Raw genomic sequence first — 20009 nt, forward strand, 5'->3', positions numbered from 1 at the left:
TCGTCAGTCATGTTCTTGTCCTCCGGCCGGGTTCTGACACTGCCTATCATGCCGCTTTCTTCAACCACTTGTGAAAAGCCCGCGACAACACCCATTCAACCCGTGCGGAAAATCATCCCTATCCTGTATTCCGAGGGTACCGGCGCTATATGCGCCCGCAGTAGTCCGTAGTAGGCTTAGCGCTTCGCCATGCAAGAACTCCAAGATAATGTTCGGAAGATCCAAACCCGTTGTCTTCGATCCCTACGGATCACGTGCCTCACGCCGGTTAATTCCGAACTGGCTGTGGCTGCTACTCTTCGGTGCAACAATCGGCGCTGGCGCCTTGTTCTACGTGCAGCAGAAACTCATGCCGCCGCGGCTGTCGGCCGAAGAATCAAGTCAGCTGCGCAAGGACTTCGATTCGGCCAGGCAGGAAAGTTCTCGTCTCACCGCTGAACTGGCACAGGCGAACCACAAGCTCGACGAGGCGCTTGCCAAGCACGACCGCTTGTCCGCGGAACTCACGGCCAGCCATCGCGATCTTGCCAGGCAGCGCGACAACGTCGAGGGTTTGCTCGCGGCGCTGCCGCCTGACCCGCGCGGCGGTATTGTCGAGATTCGTGCAGCGCGATTCAAGGTCGGCGGCGACACGCTTGGTTATGACGTCGTGTTCTCGCGCGCCGGGGCGCAAGGGCCCCCTTTTGCCGGCGTGCTGCAATTGGTCGTCGCCGGCAAGACTGCCGGCGGCACCGAGACGACGATTGCGCTGGAGCCAGCCGATGTCAAGGTCGGCCAATACGAGATCGCTCACGGCAGCATGCCCATGCGCGACGGGTTCGTCCCGCGCCAGGTGACCATCCGCGTGCTCGATCGCCTCGGCGGCAAACTGTTCGGCATGCGCGTCATCAACATGAACTAGGAACCGTGCAAAAAGCCGGCGGTTGCCAGGTGCCGCTGCCAGCCGCGCGGGGCCACCTACCCGGCAGCGCGCGACAATTCGTGATGGCGCTGAAGAAGTTCTCGGCAACGATATGAACAGCATCGCTCGCGCGGCGCACCGCAGCCCGCTCGCACGACCGCGACAGCACGAGCAAAGACATGACCTGGAAGCGCGCGTTCCCGGTCAACGTTCACGTTGGCCGGCGAAGAATCTGGACAACTCGCCGTCAGGGATCTGCTGGGTGGCATACGAAAATGTCCCGCTCTGGATCATCTCGGTTGCCGCCCGGCGAATGAAGCCCATGGCGGCGCGTGCCAGGCTGCCGCCGATGGTGACCCGCCGCACGCCAAGCGTGCCAAGTTGAGCGACGCTCATCACCGAGCCGCCCAGGCCCATCACCACGGTCAGCGGTCCGTCGATTTCTCGAACCAGTGCGGCAATGGTTTTCGGGTCCGCAGGGCCGGGCACAAAGAGACAGTCCGCACCGGCTTCGCGGTAGGCGTTGCAGCGCGAAACCGCCTCCCGGAAAGGGTCGCTCACGCCGCGCAGATAAGCGTCGGTGCGTGCCGTCAGGACGAAAGGAATGCCGGCGATGTCGGCCGCCTTGCGTGCCGCCTGGACGCGTGCGCTGGCGTGCTCCATCGAAAACAGAGACTGTTCAGGATCACCACGGCTGTCCTCGATATTCGCACCAACGACGCCAGCCAGTATGGCGCGTTGAATGGTCGCGCCAACCTCGTCCGGGCCTGAGCCATAGCCCGCTTGAAGGTCGGCACTGACCGGCAGGTGGACGGCGGCGGCAATCGATCCGACACAATCGAGCATCACCTCTCTGCCGACGGCCGCTTCATTGTCCGGGTAGCCAAGCGAGTAGCAGATGCCTGCACTGGTCGTCGCGACAGCGGGAAAACCAAGCGCGGCAAGCATCATCGCGCTACCCGCATCCCAGGCGTTGGGCATCAGGAAAACAGCATCGCTGGTATGCAACGCTTTGAATCGGGAAGCGCGTTCGAACTGGTTCATGAGTGGCTCCGCTTCGGGGGGAGAATCTGACGACTGGCATTGACCTGCTGCCCGGGAAGCGCCTGGCCCAGCCGCTGCGTTGCTGCAACTGACAATGCACCTGGTCTGGAGCGCGGGGAAGGCAGTGGTGAGCGGGATTGTAAATGATGGCGGTCTGGTGCCAAGGCTTTGGCGGGATCGGAGAGCTGTCTCGGCAGTAGTCAGCGCACCCCATCAACGACTATCCCCCGGGCAGGCGTGCGCCTCCCCATTGGTGTCCGCCCCGCCAACACAGAAGGCAGGCGCTGCGGCGGGCCAGGGTCAGGCCCGCGTGCCGAAAGCTCAGAAGCGGTGTGACAGCGTCAGTCCGATCGCCGGTGCGCTCCCGTACTCGTCGCTGTAGACCTTGTGGCCGCCAGCGCTACTTGCGGTGAGCTTGCCGTTAACGAAGCCTGCGGCATAAAAATCGGCGCGTGTCGCCTTGTCGAAGCTGTATGAGAGGCGCGCAAACAGGGGAATGAAGCGGTTTTCCCCGATTCCTCCGGGCACCGCGCCGTCGTCCTTCAGGCGGAAGCGGTAGGAGCGGTACGAGCCGCCGCCGCCGACTTCCCAGCGGTCGGTAAGCGCGTAGGAGAGTTCGAGACCGGCGCCGCCGGCCGGGCCAGCCGGCAGTGGGTTGCCGAGGCGAAGGCGGTCGCTGATCTGCCATTTGACGATGACGAAGGGAAAGGCCTTGTTTTCATCGATCTGGCGAAAGACGCCGACGCCGAAGCCGACAACGAGATCGGGGGAAAAGGTCCTGGTTGCTGTCAGCAGCGCACCGTAGTTCAGCGAGTCACCGGCACGGGCGCCGCTTTCACCACTCCATTCGACGCTCGGGCTGAGGCCCAGCCGCCAGTCGGGCGCGATTGCGTAGGAGAGATTCAAGCCGACCAGCGGGGCGTTGATTCGCGACCACGGTGCGCGCCCGGCGAAGGCCGGCGGCTTGTCCCAGCGCCAGTCCTGCGTGTCGTAGCGCAGGCTGAATCCGGCTGCGACCTGCGGCGTGAACTGACGGCTGACATTGGCGCCGACCTGCACGCCCGCCCAGCGAAAGCCGCCACCGTGATCGAGGTCGGTGTCGAACTGATTGATTCCGGTGATCGCCGCGGAGGTCGTCACATCGCCGGGCTTGAGGCCCTGGGCGAAGGCCGGGGCCAGGAGCGACGCGGCAAGCAGCGCGGCCAGACTGACGACATGGGTGAAGGGGAGATACGGCATTGTGGGGGACTCCGATCAAGAAAAAAAGAAACATGACAGGCCATGGGCGCCAGTCAGCACGATAGTTCTCGCGCTCGCGCTGGCGCGGGCGCCCACACCAGACGGCAGCACCGGACGCCGAGCCGGGCGCTGATTGCAAGCAGCGCGGCCCGCGATAGTGATACGGTGACAGGGCATTCAGGGCGTTGCTATGGCACCGATCCAGGTTGGCGCTCCGCTGCCGTCGAGCTGAAAGATGCTGCCGCCGCCGGAGGCTGGCCAGGCGTCGGTAAAAGCGTTGATGACGACCTGGTGGGTGACCAGTATTGTCGGTCCGCCGTCAGCGGGAAGGGTGGCGAGGAAGCTTCGCAGGCGGCCGAGAATCGACTCGCGGTCGCGCGGCCGGTCGAAGAAGGAGTTCAGCGCCGGCAGCGGCTGGACGGGCCCAAGGTCGAGCAGCTCTGCCGTTTCGCGGGCGCGGCACCACTGACTCGAGTAGATACTGGCGCTGCGCACACCGAGCAGGCGCAGCCGGTGACCCAACTGCCGCGCCTGTGCCCGACCGGCGGCGTCGAGGTTGCGCTGGCTGGCACAATCGTCGACCACGAAATCCGGCGGGTCACCAAAACCGGGAGCCTTGGCGTGGCGCAGCATGAGCACCCTGCCGGGCTGGAGAATCTCGCGCAGCGGCACCGTCTTCTCCAGTTCATCGGCGAGTACGGGCGAAACCAGCGCAAAGGCGATCATCGCGAGCCACGGAAAGTTGAAAATCATCAGTCGCCGCCAGGGTCAGAGAGCGAGTTCGATGGCACGTATTTCCAGGCGGAAGGCTCCCGCCTGGCGATCGGCGATCAGCAGACCGAGTTGTCGCACAGCTGATGGTGCGAGTGCGGCTGCATTGGCGACGATCCGCCCGCGCCAGGTCGGCACGAAATCCGCTGCGGCCAGCCGGACAAGAGCCCACTCGCCAGCTGGCGGCTCGAATGCCGCTTGATAGCTGAGGCCGTCGCCGTCGGCATGCGTGCGCACGCTGAACTTGTAGCGCTTGCCGTCGCCGCGAACGGTCAACAGGAAGGTCTCGCCGCTACTGCCAACGGCGGCTGTCACCGGCGAACGGACAGAGGCGAAGCCGCCACCATGGGCGAGAGAGACGACACCCGAAAAGACGCAGTGTGCCGCCGGATCGTAGCTCATCCGGGCGGAGGAAATGCCGCCCATCACCGTGTCGCCGATGGCGTACCAAAGCCCCGGCGAATCAGGTGTGTCGAGACGCACAAGGGGAATGTTCATCGGATCTCGAACAAGGCGTGGCGGCAGCGAAACGACGGCCTGCCGCTATCGTCACGGCATCGCCTGAGCTTAGGCTGCGCGCCCGGTCGGCGCCCCGCGCAGGCGCCCGAGAGGCCTATTTTGTGCAAGACAAATAACATGTAAAAATAGGTATGAACTGTAGTTATGGCCAATTATGCAACGGTAGCGTATGATTGTCCAGGACAAACGAGAAGTCCTATCTCAGGAGAATCCGCCCATGAACAATCTGCCGCCCCTTGCATCTCGCCTTGATCGCTGGCTCGCCCTGCTCTTCGTCGGCCTGCTCGCGCTCAGTGGCTGTTCAACTGCGCCACCCGAGGGAATGGCGCCGGTCACCCCCTTCGATTTATCGCGTTACGAGGGGAAGTGGTACGAGTTGGCGCGACTGGACCACTCCTTCGAGCGTGGCCTCAGCGATGTCAGCGCCACCTACCGCGCCCAGGCTGATGGCAGTGTCGAGGTCATCAACCGTGGCTACGATGTCGCGCGCGGCGACTGGCGGCAGGCAGTCGGCAGGGCGACGTTCACCGGCGATCCGCATCGTGCCTCGCTCAAGGTATCGTTCTTCGGACCGTTCTACGGTGGCTATCACGTCGTTGCGCTCGACCAGCGGGACTACCAATGGGCGATGGTGGTCGGGCCGAGTCGTGACTACCTGTGGATTCTGGCCAGAGACAGGCAACTCCCAGCCAACGTCCGCGACCGCCTGCTCGCGCAAGCCAGGGCGCTCGGACTGGCGGTCGACGAGCTCATCTGGGTCGAGCACACGCGCCACGGCGCGTAGCCGCTGCGCGCCGTGCGCATGGGCCAGCCATGAGCCGGAAAGGCGCTACCGTCTGATGAAGCAAGAGCGCATGACGTACGCTTGCGGCATTCAAGAGCCGGTTTGACCGCGGCGTCATTGCTGCGGATACTTCACTCCTTGCGCTGGCGGCCTGGTCGCCACCCACCTGATCTTTCCCGGCGCCGGTATGGCGACAGCACATCGATGAAACCCCTTGATTTGCAGAGACTGACGGCCCGGCCCGCGCGCCCGGCAAGTCTGCGGCGGCGGACGGCAGCGGCGTTGCTCGCTCTCTCCGCGCTTGCCATCGCGCCCCTCGCGCAAGCGGAGACAACGACGACCGCCGCGAAGGCAGCACCGGTGACGATCGAGGCGCAAGCGCTCAGCGCGGTGGCCGTCTACCCGCAACGCGAACTGGCGGCCAGCGTCATCCCGCGCAACGAATCCAAGCTCTCGGCCGAGGTCAGCGGTGTTCTGCTGCGCTGGACGGCCGAAGCCGGAAGCACGGTCAAGAAGGGCGATGTGCTGGTGGAGATCGACCCGACCGACTTCCGGCTGGCGGTGCAACAGGCACAGGCGGCGGTGGACGGCTCGGCCGCCCGCCTGAAGCAGGCGGAGTCGCAGCAAGCGCGCTCCAGGGTGCTGGTGACGCAGGGCTTTTTCTCGCAGGAAGCGCTGGTTGGCCGCGACACGGAAGTGGCGCTGAAGCGCAGCGAGCTGGCTTCGAATCGCGCGCAGCTGGCGGTCGCCAAGCGCCAACTGGCGAAAGCGACCCTGCGCGCGCCGTTTGCGGCCAGCGTCATGGAGCGTCTGGCGCAGACCGGCGAGGTGGTGGCACCGGGGACGGTTCTTTACGTTCTCGCCGACACCGGCGCCGCGGAAGTCAGCGCGAGCATCGCGCCGGCCGATGTCGCCGGCCTGCGGCGCGCGACCGACGTCATCTTCGAGATGCGCGGGCAAAGCTACCCGCTGCGCCTGCTGCGCATCGGCAGCACGGTGTCGGCGCCGGCACGCACGCAGGAAGTCCGCCTGCGTTTCGCCGCCGACAAGGCATCGCCAGTTCCTACGGGGAGTGACGGCCGCCTGCTCTGGCGCGCGCCGCAGCCACACCTGCCGGCGCAACTGCTGGTGCGGCGCGGAAGCGCGATCGGCGTCTTCGTCCGGCAGGGAGACGTGGCCCGTTTCGTCGCCCTGCCCGGGGCGCAGGAAGGCCGGGCGGCGCCGGTCAGCCTGGCGGCGGACACTCGCGTGGTGGTGCGCGGCCAGGCGACGCTGCAAGACGGCGCGACGATCCGGTAGGCTGCGGCGCGAACCATGAAACTGTTGCGCGCACTGATCTCCAACCACCCGCTGGCCAATGTCGCCTTCGCGGTGGTGCTCTTGCTCGGCTTGCTCAGCTACCTGACGATGCCGCGCGAGCAGGATCCGGAGATCAATTTCAACTGGGTGAACATCAGCACCGTCCTGCCGGGATCGAGTGCCGAAGAAGTCGAGCGCCTGGTGACCAATCCGCTGGAAGACGGGATCAAGGGCGTTGCCGACATCCGTTTCGTGATTTCGACCTCGCGCGAGAACATCTCGACCATCCTGGTTCGTTTCCGCGAGATTTCCGAGCGCAACTTCGACAAGCGGATGAACGACCTGCGCCGGGAAATCCAGAACAAGGCCAAGTCCGAGCTGCCACCGGAGGCCAAGGACCCGCTGGTGATGGAGATCACCACCTCGAACGGCTTTCCCACCGCTTCGCTGCTGTTGATCGGCCAGGCCGACGACGAGACGCTGCGGCTCAATGCGCGGCGCATCAAGACCGATCTGGAACGAATGAGCGGCGTCGATACGGTCATTGCCTCGGGCCTGCGCGACCCCGAGCTGCTGATCAGCGCCGACCCGCAGGCGCTGGCAGCGCGCGGGCTGACCACTACCGACATCGCCGACAGCGTGCAGTCCTGGTACCGCGACGTTTCCGGCGGCACGTTGAAGGGGCAAGGCAGCGCCTGGTCGGTCGGCGTCAAGGGGGTGGTCACCGACCCCGATTCGCTGGCGACGCTGCCGGTGCGCTCGGCGTCACGCCCCGAAGTTTCGGCGCGGCTCGAAGACGTCGCGCGCATCGAGCGCGCCCGCGCCCCGGCGACGCAATACTCGTCCACCGATGGCCGCGAAGCGATCTCGCTGGCGATCAACAAGAAGGCGGGCAGCAATACGCTCGAACTGGTCGACGGCCTGCGCGGCTTCATTGCGCAGGAGAACACCGTGCTCGCTGCCAGTGGCCTGCAACTGACGCTCGCCGATGACCAGACGGTCCCGACGCGCGAAGCGATCAGCGTCATGCAGACCAACGCCCTCTACGGGGTGGTGATGGTGCTCGCGGTGTGCTGGCTGTTCCTCGGCGCCAAGATCGGCGTGCTGGTCTCGCTCGGCATCCCGTTTTCGCTGCTCGGCACCTTCGCCCTGCTCAATGCGATGGGCCACACGGTCAATGTCTCGGTGCTGCTCGGGGTGGTCATATCGCTCGGCCTGCTGGTCGACGACGCGGTGGTGATCGTCGAGGCCACCTACTATCGCATCGAACGCGGACAGCAGGCGCTGCAGGCCAGCCTCGACGCCATCGGCGAAGTCTGGGCGCCGGTGCTGGCGTCGGTGGCGACGACCATGGCGGCCTTCCTGCCACTGATGCTGCTGCCGGGAATCGTCGGCAAGTTCATGTTCATCATTCCCTTCGTGGTCACCATTGCCCTGCTCATCTCGCTGCTTGAGGCGTTCTGGATGATGCCGGTGCACGTCGTCGCCACCAGGCTACGTCTCGATCAGCCGTCACGGCTGCAACTCTGGCGCAAGCGCTTCAATCGCCGCATCCGTCTGCGCTACGGGCAGGCGCTGGCCTACGCGCTGCGCCGGCCGAAGCGCTTTGCGCTGCTGACGGTGGCAGCGGTGATCGCGGCGGTCGCGCTGGTTGCCAGCGGCGTCATCCGCGTCCAGTTCTTCGCCTTCGATCCGATCCGGATCATCTACGTGAACGTCGACATGCCGGCGACGGCGACGCTCGAAGACACGCTGGCCGAAACGCGCGCCGTCGAGCAGGTGGTCCGCAGCCAGCTCAAGGGAATCGGAGCGGGCGCCGAAGCACGCTCGGTCTACGCCAACGCCGGCGTCAAGTTCACCGACACCGAACCGCTCTTTGGCGACCCCTACGGTCAGGTCATCGTCTCACTCAACCCGCTCGGCAAGGAGTCGCGCGAGGTGGGCGACGCGGTCGAGGCCATGCGTGCCAGCGTCGAAGCGGTGCCGGGCTTGGGGCGCAAGAGCTTTACCGTGCTCTCGGGCGGACCGCCGGCCGGCAAGGCGATCAGCGTCAAGGTGCGCGGCGACGACTTCGCCAGCCTGCAGGCCGCCGCCGACGCACTGAAGGTGATCGCCGCCCGCATCCCGGGCGTTCGCGACGTGCAGGACGACAACATTCCCGGCCGCCCGCAACTGAGCCTGCGGCTCGACCGCGACGCGCTGCGCAAGGCCGGCTTGAACGCGGCGCAGCTGGCCCGCCAGGTGCGTATCGCCATCGATGGCGAGGTGGTCGCCTTCACCCGCGACGAGGGTGACAAGCTCGAGGTCCGGGTGCGCTCGGAGCGCACCTCGCGCCTCGACCCGGCCACTTTCCTGAACGAGCCGATCGCCCTGCCGGACGGCAAGATCACCCGTCTCGGCGCGCTGGTCGAGCAGGAGATCACGCCCGGTCGCGGCTTCATCCGCCATTACAACCTGCGCCGCACGATCACCGTCGAAGCCAGTCTCGACAAGGCGCTTACCGACACCGCCGCCGCCAACGCGATAATCGCCGGCGAGTGGGAGAAGATCCGCGCCGAGCATGCCGGCGTCAGCCTCGATTTCTCCGGCGAGTTGGAGGACATCGAGGAGAGCCTGGAAGCGATGAAGATACTGTTCCTGCTCGGCGTCGGCCTGATCTACCTGATTCTCGCCGCCCAGTTCGCCAGCTACTGGCAGCCACTGATGATCCTGGTGACCGTGCCGCTGGCCTTCACCGGTGTCGCTTTCGGACTGGCGCTGTCGGGCAATCCGCTGTCGCTGTACACCCTCTACGGGGTGATCGCCCTGACCGGCATCGGCGTGAACTCGGCGATCGTCCTGATCGACGCGGCCAACGACCGGCGAAAGCGTGGCATGAGCACCATGCACGCGCTGATCCTGGCCGCGCGCCGGCGCGTCGTGCCAATCCTGATCACCACCACCACGACCATCGGCGGCCTCTTCTCGCTGGCCTTCGGTCTCGGTGGCAAGAGCCTGCTGTGGGGGCCGGTGGCGTCGAGCATCGTCTGGGGCCTGACGTTTTCGACGGCGCTGACCCTGTTCGCCGTGCCACTGCTCTATCTCGCCTTCATGCGCGAACGCCGGTCGTCGGCCCTTGCGTCCCTGTTCCGGCGTTGGCGAACGCCGCACTGAACACACCGACGAGAAGCGCGGTTTCCTGTTTCGACGCCGACTGGCACAATGGGCCTGCAGGAACGGGTGGTCGCGCAGGCCAGAAGGAAGCTGCGCGACCAGGCCGGCCCAACCAACCTCCTCGCCACCGGATTGCAGAAGCACATGAAAATCGCCAGCTGGAACGTCAACTCCCTGAAGGTCCGTCTACCGCAGCTGCTCGACTGGCTGGCGGCGCAACAACCCGACGTCGTCTGCCTGCAGGAAACCAAACTCGACGACCCCTTCTTTCCGCGGCAGGAAATCGAGGCGGCCGGCTATCACGTCGCTTTCGCCGGCCAAAAGACGTACAACGGCGTCGCTCTGTTGGCACGCGAACAGCCGACCGATGTGGTCGCCGGCAATCCGCTTTACCCGGATGCGCAACAACGGCTGCTGGCGTCCACGGTCAGCGGGATTTGCGTGGTCTGTGCCTACGTGCCGAACGGCCAGGCGGTGGGCAGCGACAAGTACGCCTACAAGCTGGAATGGCTGGACGCGCTGATCAGGTGGCTCGGCGAGCAACTGACAGTCAATCCGCAGCTGGTCCTGGCCGGCGATTTCAACATCGCGCCGGATGACCGCGACGTGCATGACCCGGCGGCGTGGGCCGGGCAAATCCTCTGTTCGGCGCCGGAACGTGAGGCTTTCCAGCGCCTGCTGGGCCTTGGCCTGCAAGACAGTTTTCGCCTCTTCGAACAGCCCGAAAAGACCTTCTCGTGGTGGGACTACCGGATGCTCGGCTTCCAGAAGAACCGCGGCCTGCGTATCGACCACATCCTGCTCTCCGAAGCGCTCGCCGGGCGCTGCGCGGCAGCCGGCATCGACCGCGCCCTGCGCAAGCTGGAACGACCCTCGGATCATGCGCCGGTGACTGCCGAGCTGGCCGACTGATATGCACACATCCCCCGCCGATCTGCCGCAGTCGCTGCTGACACTCTACCCGGCGCTGCGTTCGCTGCCCGCCGACCAGCTGGCGGATCTCTGCCCGGCAAACGCCGTGCGCAGCGTACCGGCAGGCGCGCAGCTGTTCAGCGAACGCCAGGACTGTCTGGGTTTCCCGCTGCTGCTCGCCGGCACGATCAAGGTGGTGAAAAGCACCGCCAACGGTCGCGAAATGGTGCTCTACCGCGTCGAGCCGGGCGGCTCGTGCATCATCAGCTCGAGCTGCCTGCTCGGCCACACGCCGTACACCGCGCGCGGCATCGCCGAGACGCAACTATCGCTGCTGGTGTTGCCGACCACCCTGTTCGGGAGACTGGTCGGCGGCAATGCGATGTTTCGCGATTTCGTCTTTCACCTCTTCGCCGAACGCATCGCCGAACTGATGCAACTGGTCGAGGAAGTCGCTTTCCACCGCCTCGACCAGCGCCTGGCCCGGCTGCTGCTGGCCAAGGGCGACGCCATCCGTAGCACGCACCAGGCGCTGGCCGAAGAACTCGGCAGCGTGCGCGAGATCGTCAGCCGCCTGCTCAAGGGCTTCGCCGTGCAGGGGCTGGTCAAGCTCGGCCGCGAGCAGATCGTCGTCACCGACCGCGTCGGACTGCAGGAGCTGGCGGCAAGCCCGCACTGACGGGACGCGCCGCGGCGCTATGTGACCGCGGTTACATACAGACGCAGTGCGACTGCGTAATCTGGCTCCGTCATTCACCACATCTCACGGAGCACATCATGAAAACCAACGTCGGTGGCATCGACAAAATCCTGCGTATCGCGGTCGGCATCGCGCTCATCACCCTGGCCGCGCTCGGTGTCGTTGGTGTCTGGGGCTGGATCGGGGTGGTACCGCTACTGACCGGCCTGACCGGCTTCTGCCCGGCCTACGGCCTGCTCGGCGCCAACACCTGCCCGCTCAAGAAGCAAGCCTGAGGACGCGGCAAGCGCGAGCCCGCTGCTCGCTCATGGCTTGCTCATAGCCAGCCGATGCGGCGGAGACGCCAGAGCAGCAATCCGCAGGCGCTGACGATGATCGCCAGCGCCATCGGGTAGCCATACTCCCACTGCAGTTCCGGCATGTTCCTGAAGTTCATGCCCCAGATGCCGGCAAAGGCGGTGGCGACGGCAAATACGCCGGCCCAGGCGGCGAGGCGCTTGGAGACATCGTTCTGTTCGATGGACACCGACGAGAGGCTGACCTGAATGGCCGTGCCAAGGGTGTCGCGGAGCGTCTCGAGCTGGGCGTTGATGCGGGTCAGGTGGTCATAAACGTCCCGGAAGTACTCGCGGCTATTGGCACAGACCGGCGGCACGCGGCCGCTGGTGAGCTTGCCAACGGCTTCCATCAACGGCGCCACGGCGTGTTTGATCACCGCCAGGCGACCCTTCAGCTCGTACAGTTGCTCGATGTTGTGCCGGGCCGCCCCCTTGTCGAAGATATGCTCCTCGATGTCGTCAAGTTGCGATTCAACCGCATCGACGACCGGAAAGTAGTGGTCCACCACATCGTCGATCAAGGCATAGAGGACGAAACCGGAACCCTGCTGCAGCACCTCGGGCTCGCGTTCGCAGCGCTCGCGCACTCGCAGCAGGTGCTGGCTGCCACGGTTGCGTACCGAGAGGATGAAGTTGCAGCCGACGAAGATGCTCAGCTCGCTGACGGCAATCTCGCCATCCTCGAACGACAGCTGGTGAATCGCGGCGAACAGGCCGTCGCCATATTCCTCGACCTTCGGCCGCTGGTGACCGTGATTGGCGTCCTCAATGGCGAGTGGGTGAAGGTCGAACTGCCGGCGCATCGTCTCCAGCTCCTCCGCTGTCGCGTCGCGCAGGGCGACCCAGACGAAGCAGTCGGGATCGGTCAGGTAGTCGCTGATCTGCTCGATGTCGAGATCGGCGAGCTTGCTGCCCTCACGGTAGGCAACGCAGTTGATCAGCATGGTCGAGGCTCCAGAGCGGGAAGTTCTGCATTCTCTCTCGTTTTGCCGCGCATTCGTGATGACCATCGCTCGGCGCAGGCTTGGCCGCAAGCACTGGCTGGCAAAGCCGCGCCACCGGCGCTATAGCCGGCCGCCGGTCGGTCGACGCGGGCCAGGAAAGCCAGACGCAAGCTAGTCCTGGTCATCCTCCGCGTCAGCATCAGCATCGGCTACGGGAAAATACGCCGGCTCGAGGACTCGACAAGCCTTGGCCGAGCGCTGGACGGGATAACTACAGGTCTGGATCAGCCGAGCCTGGTGCTCACCCTTTGCGTTGAGGCGTGGGTAGGCGTAGGCATTCAGCGTCCAGCCGGTGACGCCGCCATTGGCGATTTCCAGGCGAGCTTCGACGAAGCCGTAGCGGCTGGCCGTGCGGATCTCGGCGTCGAGCGTCTCTTCGCTGCCGTTGAAAGCCTTGCGGTTGATCAGCACGCCGCCATTGCCGATCACCAGTTGCAGGGGTTGCCGGGCAGCGGCGGCGGGATCGACTTCGACGCTCTGATAGAAGTGCTTGTGGCCGGAGGCGATCAGCTTGACGTTGGCCGGCGGCGTGCCCTTGGGGAGGAGCTTGAGCGCCGCCTGCTGGGTGGCGTTGCTGAGCTTCGGCCTGGTCGCGCCGACCGCCGCCCAGACCGGCTTGTGGGTCACCCACCAGGCCAGGCGCTCGGGGTCCTTGCCCGCCTTGAAGTGGGTCTCCGCGCTGGCCAGGGTCTGCGCCAGCGCCCTGGCCTGATCGGCGTCGGGCTGTTCGCCCTCTTCGATCGCTGCCGAGTCGGTCACCAGCAGGCTGAAGCGGTGGTCGAAATCGAGCCGGTAGGGCGCGGTGATCGCTTCCGGAGCCTTCGGGTCGGACGAGCATGATGCGGCTGCGAGGACGCTCGCCGAGTCGTCCAGCAGCGGCGACGAGGGATCGAGCAGGAAGAACCAGCCGGGGCCACCGCTGCCGTAGCTGGCGCACAGTTCGTGGTTGCCGCGCACGGCGACCCACGGCGCCATCGCCAGGAGGTTGTAGGCCTGTTGCTGCGGTTGCTCCTTGTTTTTTTTGCTGTGCTTGCTGTTGTTGCTCTTCTTCCCCTGCGTTTCACCGATCAGCGGGCTGAAAAAGTCCGCTTTCCAATCCTTCCACGCTTGCCCCTTCTTCCCCGAACCCTCGGCCTTGCCGCCACGGTACCTGACATCGCCGATGACCATCATGAAAGTGGCCTTGCCGTCCCTGGCGATCAGCTTCGCCATATCTTGCGGGATCGTGGCGTGGAAATACCAGGAACTATCCTTGCATGCCTGCGTCTTGTTGTCACGGCAGCCGGTGTCGGCAACGATCAACGCTTTCTCCGGGGTTCTCACGACGCTCGGCAGGCGGAGCGGATAGCGCTTGCCATCGAGTTGCGCGGTCCAGGTTTCGCCCGCGACATCGTAGCTGGCGGCAAAAGGAAGCACGGCTTCGCAGACACTGATCGGGAACTGGCGCCGGTCGGGATTATTGCGCGCGCGGATGGCACTGAGCAGCGCCCTGCCCGGCGGCCCGGACAGCACCATCCGGGCGCAGGGATCCTCGCCCGACGCCTTCAGCCCGGGGGTGTCGAGGATGATCCGCAGCAGCGCCACCGTCTCGCCCTTCAACTGGTGACCCCGTTCGCCGAGAACGACGTAAGCGATCAGCGGATCGGACTGCCCGGGCAAGGTCGACGCCTGCGCAGCAGCGAAAATCAACGGCGTGATCAAGGCCAGCAGCCGCGACCAGCAATGGCTTTTCATCTTCTATCCTCCTCCTGTACTTGCCACGCCACGAGGCGGCGCCGCTCCTCAAGCCGCTGTACTGCCAGTGGCCAAGCCCCTTGCGCCTGATTTGATCACCCGCAAGAAGCGAACTACTATCTCACAACTGACGAACAATCACTGCTGGGAAGGGGTAGTCAATGACTTACAAGGGTTTCAGGCATGGCCTCGCGCCGGTGCTGTGCATGCTGGCCGCGCTGTCGGGCATGCCTGCATCGGCGGCGGATGGCACGGTCGATCTGGCGCGTGCGCAAGAGATCGTCAGCGAACGTTGTTCGCTCTGTCACGGCAAGGAAGGGGAAGCGGCCAGCGTGGTCTTCCCGCGCCTGGCCGGCCAGCACGCCGAGTACGTCGCCAAGCAGCTCGCCGACTTCAAGAGTGGCAAGCGCAAGAGCGAAACGATGAAGCCGCAAGCGCAGGGGCTGACGCCAGCCGAGATGCAGGCGCTGGGGGCGTTCTTTGAAAGCAAAAAGGTACCAACGAGAAGGCCGCGCGACGAGGAGATTCTTGGCGTCGGCCGTTACATCTTCAGCCAGGGGAATTCCTTTTCGGGTTTGCCGAGCTGCGCCAGCTGCCATGGTGTAAACGGACACGGCACCCCACAACTGCCGCGCCTGGCCGGGCAGCATCCACGCTACATCGAGGACCAGCTCAAGCAGTTCAACCAGCGCGAACGGACCAACGACAATGCCGTCATGCATACCGTTGCTTCCAAGCTTACCGAACTCGAAGCCCACGCCGTAGCGGAGTACATCGCCACTCTCCAGTGAGCGTCACCCGGGAAAATCGCAGGAGAGGCCGCTGACGCGGCCTCTCGCCATTTGCGAGGCCAGAAACCGGCGCCAAAATGCGCACTAGTTCCTGTGGCTGGCCCCACGCCTGCGGCGATACTTGGTGCCGAGGTGGAAAACCGGTGAGCGGGCATTCGACCTCCAGGCCTGCGGTGAGCAACGAGCGCCAAAGGTGAGTTCAGTGAGCCAGGGGAAACCGATGATCCGCACCGTATTGCTGATGCTGTTGATAGCGACAGGCCTCCATGGCGGAGCGGTGCGAGCGGAGAACGACTACCAGGCCCCACGGGTGCTGGCGGCACTGGCACAGGGGCGAGCCGCCGAACTGGGCATCGGGATGGCGAAAAACCGTAGCCTGGCCATGGCCCTCTATTGCCACGCCGGGACGATGGGCAGCCCGGAAGGATTTTTCCGTGTCGGGCGTCTGCTCGCCACCGACGACAGCCGCTTGCGCGACCGGCGCCTGGCCAACACCTATCTCGCGCTGGCCATTCGCCTTGGCAAGCACCAGGCACTCAAGTTCTACGACGCGAACGTTCCCAACGCGACCCTGAGCTCCCCCTGTGGGACTTTCGTCGACGGCGCGCAGAAGCTGCCTTTCGACGTCGACAGCTACCTGGCCCAACAGCCGGCCGCCAAGCAGAAGATCGCCGCGCTGATTCGCGTCATGGCGCCTCAATACCAGGTCGATCCGCGTCTGGCTCTGGCCATTGCCCTGGCCGAATCCAATCTCGATGCCGGCGCCGTCTCCGACACCAGGGCGCAGGGCGTGATGCAGCTCATGCCGGCCACCCAACTACGCTTCGGCGTCACCAAGCCCCTCGATCCGGAGCAGAACGTCAGAGCCGCCCTGGCCTACCTCAGCAGCCTGAACAAACGTTTCGCGGGCGACTGGAGTCGAATCGCTATCGCCTATGAGGCAGAAGAAACGGGCGTCAAGCGCTGCAGCGGCTCGTCACCGTGCCTCGAAACACAGCAATACGTTCGCCGCGTCCTGCACTTCGCCGGCCTTGTGGCGGGCGACTCCGTGGCCCCCGGCCGGCCAGAGCCTGACGCGCCGGCAACGCTTGCCAAGCTTGCCGAAGGCCTTGTCGTGCAGTACGTGGGCATCCGCTAGCGGTCGACACCGCCACCACACGACGGGATCCGAGCCAGCCGGCGCGCGGCTTTCCCCGACACCAGCCGGCACCAGATCACCGTTCGCCGGCAATTGCCAGCACCCCCACAGCCCAACCCTGCGCTGGCATCTCCTGACCCGTTGCCCTCGTCTGTGCGCCGAGGGGCCAGCACGACGCAGTGTTCACCGCGCCGTGATCATTCCATGAGGACTCCGGGAGAGGGGCTTCCTATCATCGTTCGTGCGAGCCCGGGATTCCGGGCTCCATTTCCCAGCCGACTCTATTCAAGGAGAACACTGATGCACGAACGTCAATTCACCCCTTTCCGCCTCGTCGCCGCCACCGCGGCGCTGGCGTTCTGCGCCACGGCCGGCGCCGCGCAGGTTCGCATCGCTGTAAGTATCGAGAACCTCGCGCCGACCAACAGTATCAGTTTCGCCCCGCTGCACGTCGGCTTCAACAACGGGACCTTCGATGCCTTCGACAATGGCGCCACCGCCAGCAATGCGATCATCTCCGTCGCCGAACTCGGCGGCGGCACGGAATGGCAAACGGCGTTCGCTGCAGCGGATCCAACGGCCACCCGCGGGGCGATCGGCGGCGCGTTGCTGCCTGGACAGAGCAACAGCGCGACCTTCCTGGTCGATACCTCTAGCAACCCTTTCTTCACTTTTGCCGCCATGGCCTTGCCGAGCAACGATTCCTTCATAGGTAATGACTCGCCGACGCAATACCGCTTGTTCGACGCCACCGGCAACTTGCTGATTGCTTCGATCCTGCAGAAGGCGAGTGACATCTGGGATGCCGGTTCGGAACTGTTCGACCCGGCGAACGCCGCATTCCTTGGTGACGCCACTTTGCGCACCCCGGAGAACGGAGTGGTCGGCTTCGATTTCGCCGGACTGGCGGGCTTCAACGGGCTGACCACGGCCGCAGGCTACGTATTCAACAGTGCGCTTGCCGCCGACAGCGACGTCTATCGCATCAGTTTCCAGGTGGTGCCCGAGCCCGAAACCTTCGCCCTGATGCTTCCCGGACTGCTGGCTATCGGCTGGGTCGGCCGGCGGCGCCGCAGCCAGAGCGCCGAATCGGCGCTCTCGCCAGGGTGAACCCGACGACCGCCGGCTCTCTTCCGATCGCCGTCCGGCGTCGCTGGCGCATGACGTCACTCGCCCGATGAACGAGCAACTGCTGCTCGTCGAGGACGACGATGCCATCGCCGGCGCCCTGCGTCTGCACCTCGAGGAGGCCGGCTACCGGCTGCATCGCGAGTCGGACGGGCTGCTCGCGATGGCGGCGATCGATCGCCAGCGCTGGGACATGGTGCTGCTCGACCTGATGCTGCCCGGCGCCGACGGCTGGGATGTCTGTCGCCATCTGCGTGCGCGGCACGCCGACGTGCCGGTGATCATGCTCAGCGCGCGTTCGGCCGAAGCGCACCGCGTGCTGGGCCTGGAACTCGGTGCCGACGACTACCTGGCCAAGCCCTTTTCGATGCTCGAACTGGTGGCCCGCGTGCGCGCCCTGCTGCGGCGCATCGAGCAACTGCGTTCGTCGCCGACCGCTGCTTCCGAATTGCGCTTCGGCCCCTTCCGACTCGATACGCTGCGCCGCGAATTGCTGCGCGGCGACGTCGCCGTGCCACTGACCTTGCGTGAGTTCGACCTGCTGCACTTTCTCGCCCGCTACCCGGGCCGCGCCTTCAGCCGAGGCGAACTGCTGCAGCGGGTCTGGGGGGCCGCCTTTGACGGCTACGAGCACACCGTGAACTCGCACATCAACCGCCTGCGTACCAAGATCGAGGACGACCCGCGCGAGCCGCGCCGCATTGTCACCATCTGGGGTGTCGGCTATCGCTTTGAAGAGGCTTCGCCGTGAGCAGTGGCAACAAGGTGACCGCACACAGCGCCAGGCGCTCGCCGCGTCCGCAGCGTTCCCGTCGCTCTTTTTCCTCGCGCCTGACGCTGACCTTGGCGCTGCTGTTGCTCGCCTACGGGGCACTGGTCGGCGTGCTCGGCTGGCATGTGGCCGCCGAGGATGAGCAGGAGTCGCTGCAGCGCCTGTCGCACGGGTTGGCCCGGCACATCGTCGAGCACTGGCCGGAGATCACGCTTGCCGATCGCGACCAGGCCGACCGCGCCGCGCGCGACGAGCTGTTGTCGATGCTGATGGTGGTCAACCCGGGCATCCAGGTCTATGTGCTCGACGCCGACGGCCGCGTGCAGGCCTACATCGGCGACCCCGGCATGGTGCAGCAGGAACAGGTGGACCTGCGGCCAGTGCGCGCCTTTCTCGCCGGCGCTGCGCTGCCCTTGCGTGGCAGCGATCCGATGGGCTCCGGCATCCCGCGCATCTTCAGCGCAGCGATGTTCCCGCCGCGTGCCGGCGACGCCCGCCCGCCGGGCTATTTGTACGTCGTTCTCGACGGCCAGGCGCGCGAAGCGGTGGCCGGGCAACTGAGCCACCACCGGGTCTGGCAGAGCACCGCCCTGGTCGCCGGGCTGGGCTTGCTGGTGACCCTGGCGGTCGGCGCCTTTGCCTTGCGCCGCCTGACGCAGCCGCTGCACCGTCTGGCCCGCCGTATGCGCGACTACAGTGTGCGTACCCTGCAAGTAGTCGAACCCGGTCGCAGCTCGCCGCCGAGTGCCGGCGACGAGGTGCTGGCGATTGGCACCGCTTTCGACGAAATGACCCAGCGCATCGAGTCGCAGGCGGCGCGCGAGCAGCAACAGGCGAGCGCGCATCGCGAGACCATGGCCAGCGTCGCGCACGATCTGCGCACGCCGCTGACCGCCCTGCACGGCCACCTCGAAGCAATGGCCGGCAAGACGCTTGCCGAGCCGGGCCAGCGTGAGCGCGTGCTCGCCGCCGCGCTGGCGCAAAGCGACAAGGTGCGCCGCCTGTCGCAACAGCTGTTCGAGCTGGCGGCGCTGCAATCGACCGACCAGTTGCTGCACCGCGAACGTTTCCGGCTCGACGAACTGGTCACCGATGCGGTGCAGAAATTCGAAGTCAATGGTGGGCCGCCGCCGGTCACCCTGCACGGCGCGCCGCCCGGCAGCCTCGAGCTGGATGGCGACCTGCAGCTGATCGAACGCGCGCTGACCAACCTGATCGACAACGCCATGCGCCATGCGCCAGGCGCGACGCCGGTACGGGTCAGCGTCAGCCAGGAGGGCGGACAGGCACGGATCACCGTCGAGGACGCCGGCGGCGGCCTGCCCGAAGAGCTGCTGCTCCGCCTCGAACACGGGCAGTCACTGCGCGATCCGCCGCTCAGGCGCAGCAGCGGCGGTATCGGCGGCCTCGGCCTGGCCATCGCCCAACGCGTCGCCACGCTGCACGGCGGCAGCCTGCGGCCGCTGCCGTCGCCGAACGGCGGCACACGCCTGTGCCTGGCCCTGCCGCTGGCACAAGCCATTTAGCCTGCGCCTGGCGTAACGACCGTAGCTGGCATGCCGCCACCCCTCGCCGCGTACTAGCCCCTCGCCCCTCGCGGGAGAGGGGTTGGGGAGAGGGGGCAGGACGTGCGTCGTTGGTCTACGGCGAGGCTGGCGCTGGCGGCTACAATGGACGGCCACCAGAACCGGAGCGTGCCATGCCGACCACCACCCTCAAGATCACCGGAATGAAATCCGACGACTGCCTGCGCCTGGTGATGAACGCCATCCAGGACCTGCC

At 65.8% G+C, this 20009-nt stretch carries 18 protein-coding genes; 12 read left to right on the top strand and 6 right to left on the bottom strand.

Features of this window, described 5'->3' with window-relative positions:
• Positions 1–208: 208 nt before the first annotated feature.
• Positions 209–901 (top strand): hypothetical protein, encoded by a 693-nt coding sequence (locus RUW20_RS00665; RefSeq protein ID WP_313950260.1) that lies wholly within the window; start codon positions 209–211, stop codon positions 899–901.
• A 204-nt stretch (positions 902–1105) separates the two neighbouring features.
• On the opposite strand, the gene RUW20_RS00670 is transcribed toward RUW20_RS00665, so the two are convergent.
• The 4 genes from RUW20_RS00670 to RUW20_RS00685 form a co-directional block, all read right to left on the bottom strand.
• Positions 1106–1945, bottom strand: coding sequence for an isocitrate lyase/phosphoenolpyruvate mutase family protein (locus tag RUW20_RS00670; protein ID WP_313950261.1), 840 nt, complete (start codon positions 1943–1945; stop codon positions 1106–1108).
• Between the two features lie 321 nt (positions 1946–2266).
• Positions 2267–3184, bottom strand: a complete 918-nt coding sequence (locus RUW20_RS00675) for a hypothetical protein (RefSeq protein WP_313950262.1) — start codon at positions 3182–3184, stop codon at positions 2267–2269.
• Between the two features lie 177 nt (positions 3185–3361).
• Positions 3362–3937 (bottom strand): histidine phosphatase family protein, encoded by a 576-nt coding sequence (locus tag RUW20_RS00680; RefSeq protein WP_313950263.1) that lies wholly within the window; start codon positions 3935–3937, stop codon positions 3362–3364.
• A 15-nt stretch (positions 3938–3952) separates the two neighbouring features.
• Positions 3953–4453 carry a CIA30 family protein gene (locus tag RUW20_RS00685; protein WP_313950264.1) on the bottom strand — a complete coding sequence of 167 codons (501 nt, stop codon included), beginning with the start codon at positions 4451–4453 and terminating at the stop codon, positions 3953–3955.
• 238 nt (positions 4454–4691) lie between these two features.
• On the opposite strand from RUW20_RS00685, the gene RUW20_RS00690 reads away from it, so the two are divergent.
• The 6 genes from RUW20_RS00690 (at position 4692) to RUW20_RS00715 (ending at position 11597) form a co-directional block, all read left to right on the top strand.
• The gene (locus RUW20_RS00690; RefSeq protein ID WP_313950265.1) at positions 4692–5258 is read left to right on the top strand and encodes a lipocalin family protein; all 567 of its coding nucleotides are present in this window, start codon (positions 4692–4694) and stop codon (positions 5256–5258) included.
• Between the two features lie 204 nt (positions 5259–5462).
• A complete protein-coding gene (locus tag RUW20_RS00695) occupies positions 5463–6557 on the top strand; it encodes an efflux RND transporter periplasmic adaptor subunit (protein ID WP_313950266.1) in 1095 nt (364 codons plus the stop codon).
• Between the two features lie 15 nt (positions 6558–6572).
• Positions 6573–9710 carry an efflux RND transporter permease subunit gene (locus RUW20_RS00700; protein WP_313950267.1) on the top strand — a complete coding sequence of 1046 codons (3138 nt, stop codon included), beginning with the start codon at positions 6573–6575 and terminating at the stop codon, positions 9708–9710.
• A gap of 144 nt (positions 9711–9854) precedes the next feature.
• Positions 9855–10622 carry an exodeoxyribonuclease III gene (gene xth, locus RUW20_RS00705; RefSeq protein WP_313950277.1) on the top strand — a complete coding sequence of 256 codons (768 nt, stop codon included), beginning with the start codon at positions 9855–9857 and terminating at the stop codon, positions 10620–10622.
• Between the two features lies 1 nt (position 10623).
• Entirely contained in the window at positions 10624–11301 is a 678-nt protein-coding gene (locus RUW20_RS00710; protein WP_313950268.1) for a Crp/Fnr family transcriptional regulator, read from the top strand.
• A gap of 98 nt (positions 11302–11399) precedes the next feature.
• Positions 11400–11597: a DUF2892 domain-containing protein gene (locus RUW20_RS00715; protein WP_313950269.1), complete on the top strand. Its 198-nt coding sequence runs from the start codon at positions 11400–11402 to the stop codon at positions 11595–11597.
• Between the two features lie 41 nt (positions 11598–11638).
• On the opposite strand, the gene corA is transcribed toward RUW20_RS00715, so the two are convergent.
• Positions 11639–12604 carry a magnesium/cobalt transporter CorA gene (gene corA, locus RUW20_RS00720; protein ID WP_313950270.1) on the bottom strand — a complete coding sequence of 322 codons (966 nt, stop codon included), beginning with the start codon at positions 12602–12604 and terminating at the stop codon, positions 11639–11641.
• A gap of 171 nt (positions 12605–12775) precedes the next feature.
• Entirely contained in the window at positions 12776–14398 is a 1623-nt protein-coding gene (locus RUW20_RS00725; protein ID WP_313950271.1) for a metallophosphoesterase, read from the bottom strand.
• Between the two features lie 161 nt (positions 14399–14559).
• Here RUW20_RS00725 and RUW20_RS00730 point away from each other — a divergent pair, with 161 nt between their 5' ends.
• The 5 genes from RUW20_RS00730 to RUW20_RS00750 all read left to right on the top strand — a co-directional run bounded on the left by RUW20_RS00730 (position 14560) and on the right by RUW20_RS00750 (position 19753).
• Positions 14560–15189 (top strand): c-type cytochrome, encoded by a 630-nt coding sequence (locus RUW20_RS00730; RefSeq protein ID WP_409559276.1) that lies wholly within the window; start codon positions 14560–14562, stop codon positions 15187–15189.
• A gap of 202 nt (positions 15190–15391) precedes the next feature.
• Positions 15392–16327, top strand: a complete 936-nt coding sequence (locus RUW20_RS00735) for a lytic transglycosylase domain-containing protein (RefSeq protein WP_313950272.1) — start codon at positions 15392–15394, stop codon at positions 16325–16327.
• A 300-nt stretch (positions 16328–16627) separates the two neighbouring features.
• A complete protein-coding gene (locus tag RUW20_RS00740; RefSeq protein WP_313950273.1) occupies positions 16628–17437 on the top strand; it encodes a spondin domain-containing protein in 810 nt (269 codons plus the stop codon).
• A 67-nt stretch (positions 17438–17504) separates the two neighbouring features.
• The gene (locus tag RUW20_RS00745; RefSeq protein ID WP_313950274.1) at positions 17505–18206 is read left to right on the top strand and encodes a response regulator transcription factor; all 702 of its coding nucleotides are present in this window, start codon (positions 17505–17507) and stop codon (positions 18204–18206) included.
• Positions 18203–19753, top strand: a complete 1551-nt coding sequence (locus RUW20_RS00750) for an ATP-binding protein (RefSeq protein WP_313950276.1) — start codon at positions 18203–18205, stop codon at positions 19751–19753. The genes RUW20_RS00745 and RUW20_RS00750 overlap by 4 nt, the downstream gene beginning before the upstream one ends.
• The last annotated feature ends 256 nt before the right edge of the window (positions 19754–20009 follow it).

The sequence above is a fragment of the Accumulibacter sp. genome (genome assembly GCF_032229525.1).
Taxonomy (GTDB): domain Bacteria; phylum Pseudomonadota; class Gammaproteobacteria; order Burkholderiales; family Rhodocyclaceae; genus Accumulibacter.

Excerpts from the sequence above, each read along its gene's own strand:
- RUW20_RS00745 (WP_313950274.1), top strand. The coding sequence starts at position 17,505 with ATGAACGAGCAACTGCTGCTCGTCGAGGACGACGATGCCATCGCCGGC.
- RUW20_RS00700 (WP_313950267.1), top strand. The coding sequence starts at position 6,573 with ATGAAACTGTTGCGCGCACTGATCTCCAACCACCCGCTGGCCAATGTC.
- RUW20_RS00710 (WP_313950268.1), top strand. The coding sequence starts at position 10,624 with ATGCACACATCCCCCGCCGATCTGCCGCAGTCGCTGCTGACACTCTAC.
- RUW20_RS00690 (WP_313950265.1), top strand. The coding sequence starts at position 4,692 with ATGAACAATCTGCCGCCCCTTGCATCTCGCCTTGATCGCTGGCTCGCC.
- RUW20_RS00675 (WP_313950262.1), bottom strand. The coding sequence starts at position 3,184 with ATGCCGTATCTCCCCTTCACCCATGTCGTCAGTCTGGCCGCGCTGCTT.
- RUW20_RS00670 (WP_313950261.1), bottom strand. The coding sequence starts at position 1,945 with ATGAACCAGTTCGAACGCGCTTCCCGATTCAAAGCGTTGCATACCAGC.
- RUW20_RS00695 (WP_313950266.1), top strand. The coding sequence starts at position 5,463 with ATGAAACCCCTTGATTTGCAGAGACTGACGGCCCGGCCCGCGCGCCCG.
- xth (WP_313950277.1), top strand. The coding sequence starts at position 9,855 with ATGAAAATCGCCAGCTGGAACGTCAACTCCCTGAAGGTCCGTCTACCG.
- RUW20_RS00725 (WP_313950271.1), bottom strand. The coding sequence starts at position 14,398 with ATGAAAAGCCATTGCTGGTCGCGGCTGCTGGCCTTGATCACGCCGTTG.
- RUW20_RS00715 (WP_313950269.1), top strand. The coding sequence starts at position 11,400 with ATGAAAACCAACGTCGGTGGCATCGACAAAATCCTGCGTATCGCGGTC.
- RUW20_RS00665 (WP_313950260.1), top strand. The coding sequence starts at position 209 with ATGTTCGGAAGATCCAAACCCGTTGTCTTCGATCCCTACGGATCACGT.
- RUW20_RS00680 (WP_313950263.1), bottom strand. The coding sequence starts at position 3,937 with ATGATTTTCAACTTTCCGTGGCTCGCGATGATCGCCTTTGCGCTGGTT.
- RUW20_RS00740 (WP_313950273.1), top strand. The coding sequence starts at position 16,628 with ATGCACGAACGTCAATTCACCCCTTTCCGCCTCGTCGCCGCCACCGCG.
- RUW20_RS00730 (WP_409559276.1), top strand. The coding sequence starts at position 14,560 with ATGACTTACAAGGGTTTCAGGCATGGCCTCGCGCCGGTGCTGTGCATG.
- corA (WP_313950270.1), bottom strand. The coding sequence starts at position 12,604 with ATGCTGATCAACTGCGTTGCCTACCGTGAGGGCAGCAAGCTCGCCGAT.
- RUW20_RS00685 (WP_313950264.1), bottom strand. The coding sequence starts at position 4,453 with ATGAACATTCCCCTTGTGCGTCTCGACACACCTGATTCGCCGGGGCTT.